Raw genomic sequence first — 3,877 nt, forward strand, 5'->3', positions numbered from 1 at the left:
GCTCCTCGGCGGGCGCGCGCCGTGGACGATGCCGTACGGCGCATCGGTGACGATCGCGTCGAAGCGGCGCCTGCCGAACAGGTCCGCGGAGTCGCGGGTGTCCCCGGTGAGGACGCTCATCGTCAGCTCGGGTGCGCCCTCGACCGCCTCGTGCCCGCTCGTGGCGATGCGGGGGGCGGTCGTCGCGTCGAAGCGCCGACCGATGACGCGCCCCTGGCGGCGCACGGGATGGGTGCCGGCCGAGTGCTTGAGGCGCTTGCGGCGCAGATAGGTCTTCATGAACGCGGCCATCTGCCCGACCGCCTTCTCGTCGGCCTCGACGCCGAAACCGTTGTGGCCCGTCTCCCAGGCGGCTTGCAGCGTGGTGCCGCGCCCGGCCATCGGGTCGAGCACGTCCAGCTGGCGGCCGCCGCCGGGCAGCGCCGGGCGACCGGACGCCCCGACGCGCACCTGCGAGCAGGTGACGTGCAGCAGCAGCCGGGTGAACATCTCGTTCGTCTTGCCCGCGTACTTGGTGATGGTGACCAGGTCGTCGTCCATCACCCGCACGGCCGGCAGGCGTACGGGGCGCAGCAGCCCGCCGACCCGCTCGAACAGGGCGAGCGCGCTGGACTGGCATGCGATCTGCGCCGCGTCGAGGACGCCGGTGCCGAACCCCACGTACTCGACGCCGGCCACGGCGGTGCGCTCGGGGGCCTCCACGGCAGTGGTGACGGCCAGCTCGGCCGCCGCCAGGGCGGGGGCCCGACCGGCGTAGACTCGGTTGGCGGACGGGGTCACGAGCATGACGTAATCGCTCACGCGCCCAATCCTTCCACGAGGGGCGCCGCCCCTGGACCCGGTGCCCGGGCCGGGGAGGGGCGCTGAGAAGAGGACGATGTCTGCGCATCCCAGAGACGAGGGGCCGTCCGCCGTCGCCCCGTCCGGGTCCCCCGAGCGGCCCTTGCACACCCGGCCGCTCATGCTGGCGCTCGTCTTCGCCGGCGGCCTGCTCGGGACGCTGTGCCGCTGGGGCGCCGGCCGCCTGCTCGGCACCCGCGGCGGCTGGCCGATCGGTACGCTCGCCGTGAACCTGCTGGGCGCCCTCGTGCTCGGCTGTCTGCTCGAGGCCCTGGCCCACCACCCGGACGAGGGCGGGCGCCGGGCCCTGCGGCTCGGCCTCGGCACCGGGTTCTGCGGGGCCCTCACCACCTACTCGGCCTTCGCCACCGAACTCGCGCTGCTCGCCGACCGGGCCAGCCCCGCCCTGGCGCTCGGCTATCTGTGCGCCAGCGTCGCCGGCGGCCTGGGCTGCGCCTGGGCGGGCATCGGGCTCGCCGAGCGCGCCCGCCGAGGCAGGGGGGCCGGGCGTCGATGAGCCCCCCGATCGTCCTGCTCATGGCCGCCGCCGGCGGCCTGGGCGCCGTCGCCCGCTTCGTCGTCGACGCCGTCATCAGGAGCCGGCTGAGGACCGAGCTGCCGCTCGGCACGATCCTCGTCAACCTGGCCGGCTCGCTGCTGCTCGGCCTCATCACCGGCCTGGTGGTCACCGGGGGCGACGACCGCCTGGCGCTCGTCGCCGGCACCGGCTTCTGCGGCGGTTTCACCACCTTCAGCACGGCCAGCGTCGAGATCGTCCGCCTCTCCCGGGCCCGAAAGGCCCGCCACGCGCTGGTCGCGCTCGGGCTGAACGCGCTCGGCTGCATGGCGCTGGCCTGGGCCGGTCTCCTGCTGACCCGCTGAGCGCGCGGGCCGGGGACGCCCCGGGGAGGCGCCCGGCCCTACTGCAGATCCACCTTGTGGTGCTCGTACGGTGTGCCCTTGGCGCGGGCGTACGAGGCGCGGATCTCGGCCTCGGCCTCCTCGCGCCCGGCCCACGAGGCGCCCTCGACGGACTTGCCGGGCTCCAGGTCCTTGTAGACGGTGAAGAAGTGCTCGATCTCGAGCATCACCATCTGCGGGACGTCGTCCAGGTCGTCCATGTAGTCGCGGCGGCGGTCGGCCGTGGCGATGCACAGCACCTTGTCGTCGCCGCCCATCTCGTCCTGCATCTGGAACATGGCGATCGCGCGGCACTCGATCAGGCACCCGGGGAAGGTGGGCTCCGGCACGATCACCATTGCATCGAGCGGGTCACCGTCCTCGCCGAGCGTGCCCTCGATGAACCCGTAGTCGTACGGGTACTGGGTCGAGGTGAACAGGGTGCGGTCGAGGCGGATGCGACCAGTGTTGTGGTCCATCTCGTACTTGTTCTTCGTGCCGCGGGGGATCTCGACGGTCATGTCGAAGGTCAGGCCGTACTGGGGCAGGCCCGTGGCAATTCGGAAATCATCGGTCACGGCGTTGCGTCCTTATGATTGGGGAACCTGGGCCAGACACTACTCGGTCGGAGGTGGCGGAGTGAATTCCACGAGGGGACAATCAGGGCGGCGGACGGTCCTCGCCGGGATCGTCGCCATCGCGCTCGTCGTCGTGGGCGCCGGCGGGTGGATCGCCGCGCGCGCGACGGGCCTCCTCGTCGCCGACGGCTCCTCGACGATCCCGTCCGGCCTGTACTCCGCCCGGGACGAGGGCACCGGCGTCATCGACCCGGCCGCCGGCCCCGGGCAGTACCCGGCCCTGTCCGCCGATCGGATCTCCCCGGCCCTGTCGGCGGCCGGCCTCGACCCGTCCTGGTCGGTCTCGGTCCGCGATCTGACGGGCGGCGACGAGGTGTTCGACCAGAACGGTTCGCAGGCCATCATCCCGGCCTCGAACATGAAGCTCATGACGACGATGAGCCTGCTCGACGCCGTCGGCGCCGACACCCGGTACGCCACGACGGTGGTCGCCGAACCCGACGGCAGCTACACGCTCGTCGGCGGCGGCGACCCGCTGCTGGCCAGCACCGAATCGGCCTACCAGTACGAGGCCCCGGAGCCCGCGACCTCGGCCGAGCTGGCCGCGCGGACCGCCCGGGCGCTCAGCGCGGCCGGCATCACCTCGATCACCCTCGGCTACGACGAGTCCCTGTTCACCGGCGCTACCCGCCACCAGGACTGGGCCGAGGGGGACATGGAGTACGTCAACGACGTCTCCGCGCTGACGGTCGACCAGGGCGACGACTCCGGCGACTCCGGGGCCTCGGCGGTCAGGACCTTCGCGGAGCAGCTCGCTGCGGCCGGCATCACCGTCACCGGCGACCCGACGGCCCGCGCCGCCGACCCGGCCGCGACCACCGTCGCCCGGGTCGAGTCGCTGCCGCTGGGCCAGATCGTCCAGATCTGCCTGCGCCACTCCGACAATTCGATCGCCGAGAACCTGCTGCGCCACCTGGCCATCGCGCGGGGCCGGCAGGCCGACTTCGACGGGGGGGTGGCCGCCCTCGAACAGCAGATGCGCGCGCTCGGCGTCTGGTCGGACGCCGACTCGCTGCACGACGGGTCGGGCCTGTCGGCGAATGACCGTCTCACCGCCGGCACCCTCAGCGGGATCGTCGTCGTGGCCGCCGGCTCGGACGCCATGCGGACGGGTCTGGCCGGCATGCCCGTGGCCGCCGCGACCGGCAGCCTCGAGACCCGCTACCTCGACTCCTCCTCGTCCGCCGGCGCGGGCCTGGTGCGCGCCAAGACCGGCACCCTCGACGTGGCCAGCACCCTGACCGGGTACACGCCGACGGCCGACGGCTCGATCGCCGTGTTCACCATCGTCATCAACGGCGCCGGGACCGAGGCCCGCCCCTACCTCGACGAGCTCGCCGCGGCCCTGGCAGGCTGCCGGTGCGCGGCCTGACGCCGTGAGCACCCGCGCGCTCGGAGCGTCCGCCCTCGCCGTGACGAGGGCCCTCGCGCCCGTCGTCGCCGAGGCGCTCGACGGCGGCCTGCGAGTGCGGGCCGCCTGCTCCGGCGGCCCCGACTCG

The 3,877-nt window shown here is 73.6% G+C and carries 4 protein-coding genes and 1 pseudogene; 3 read left to right on the forward strand and 2 right to left on the reverse strand.

Annotation, left to right across the window (positions count from 1 at the left end; genetic code table 11):
* A pseudogene (locus tag R2N01_RS11170) lies at window positions 1–801 on the reverse strand (site-specific DNA-methyltransferase); the annotation flags it as partial.
* Between the two features lie 76 nt (window positions 802–877).
* On the opposite strand from R2N01_RS11170, the gene R2N01_RS11175 reads away from it, so the two are divergent.
* Together R2N01_RS11175 and R2N01_RS11180 are read left to right on the forward strand one after the other, a co-directional pair.
* Window positions 878–1,357 carry a CrcB family protein gene (locus tag R2N01_RS11175; RefSeq protein WP_316671212.1) on the forward strand — a complete coding sequence of 160 codons (480 nt, stop codon included), beginning with the start codon at window positions 878–880 and terminating at the stop codon, window positions 1,355–1,357.
* Window positions 1,354–1,722 (forward strand): CrcB family protein, encoded by a 369-nt coding sequence (locus tag R2N01_RS11180; RefSeq protein ID WP_316671214.1) that lies wholly within the window; start codon window positions 1,354–1,356, stop codon window positions 1,720–1,722. The genes R2N01_RS11175 and R2N01_RS11180 overlap by 4 nt, the downstream gene beginning before the upstream one ends.
* Before the next feature lie 38 nt (window positions 1,723–1,760).
* Here the strand turns inward: R2N01_RS11180 and R2N01_RS11185 are convergent, their stop codons facing one another.
* Window positions 1,761–2,318: an inorganic diphosphatase gene (locus R2N01_RS11185; RefSeq protein ID WP_021798865.1), complete on the reverse strand. Its 558-nt coding sequence runs from the start codon at window positions 2,316–2,318 to the stop codon at window positions 1,761–1,763.
* Window positions 2,319–2,379: 61 nt separating this feature from the next.
* On the opposite strand from R2N01_RS11185, the gene dacB reads away from it, so the two are divergent.
* On the forward strand, window positions 2,380–3,750 hold the full coding sequence (gene dacB / locus R2N01_RS11190; RefSeq protein WP_316671216.1) for a D-alanyl-D-alanine carboxypeptidase/D-alanyl-D-alanine-endopeptidase: 1,371 nt from the start codon (window positions 2,380–2,382) through the stop codon (window positions 3,748–3,750).
* The last annotated feature ends 127 nt before the right edge of the window (window positions 3,751–3,877 follow it).

Source organism: uncultured Propionibacterium sp., assembly GCF_963539965.1.
Lineage (GTDB): Bacteria > Actinomycetota > Actinomycetes > Propionibacteriales > Propionibacteriaceae > Propionibacterium.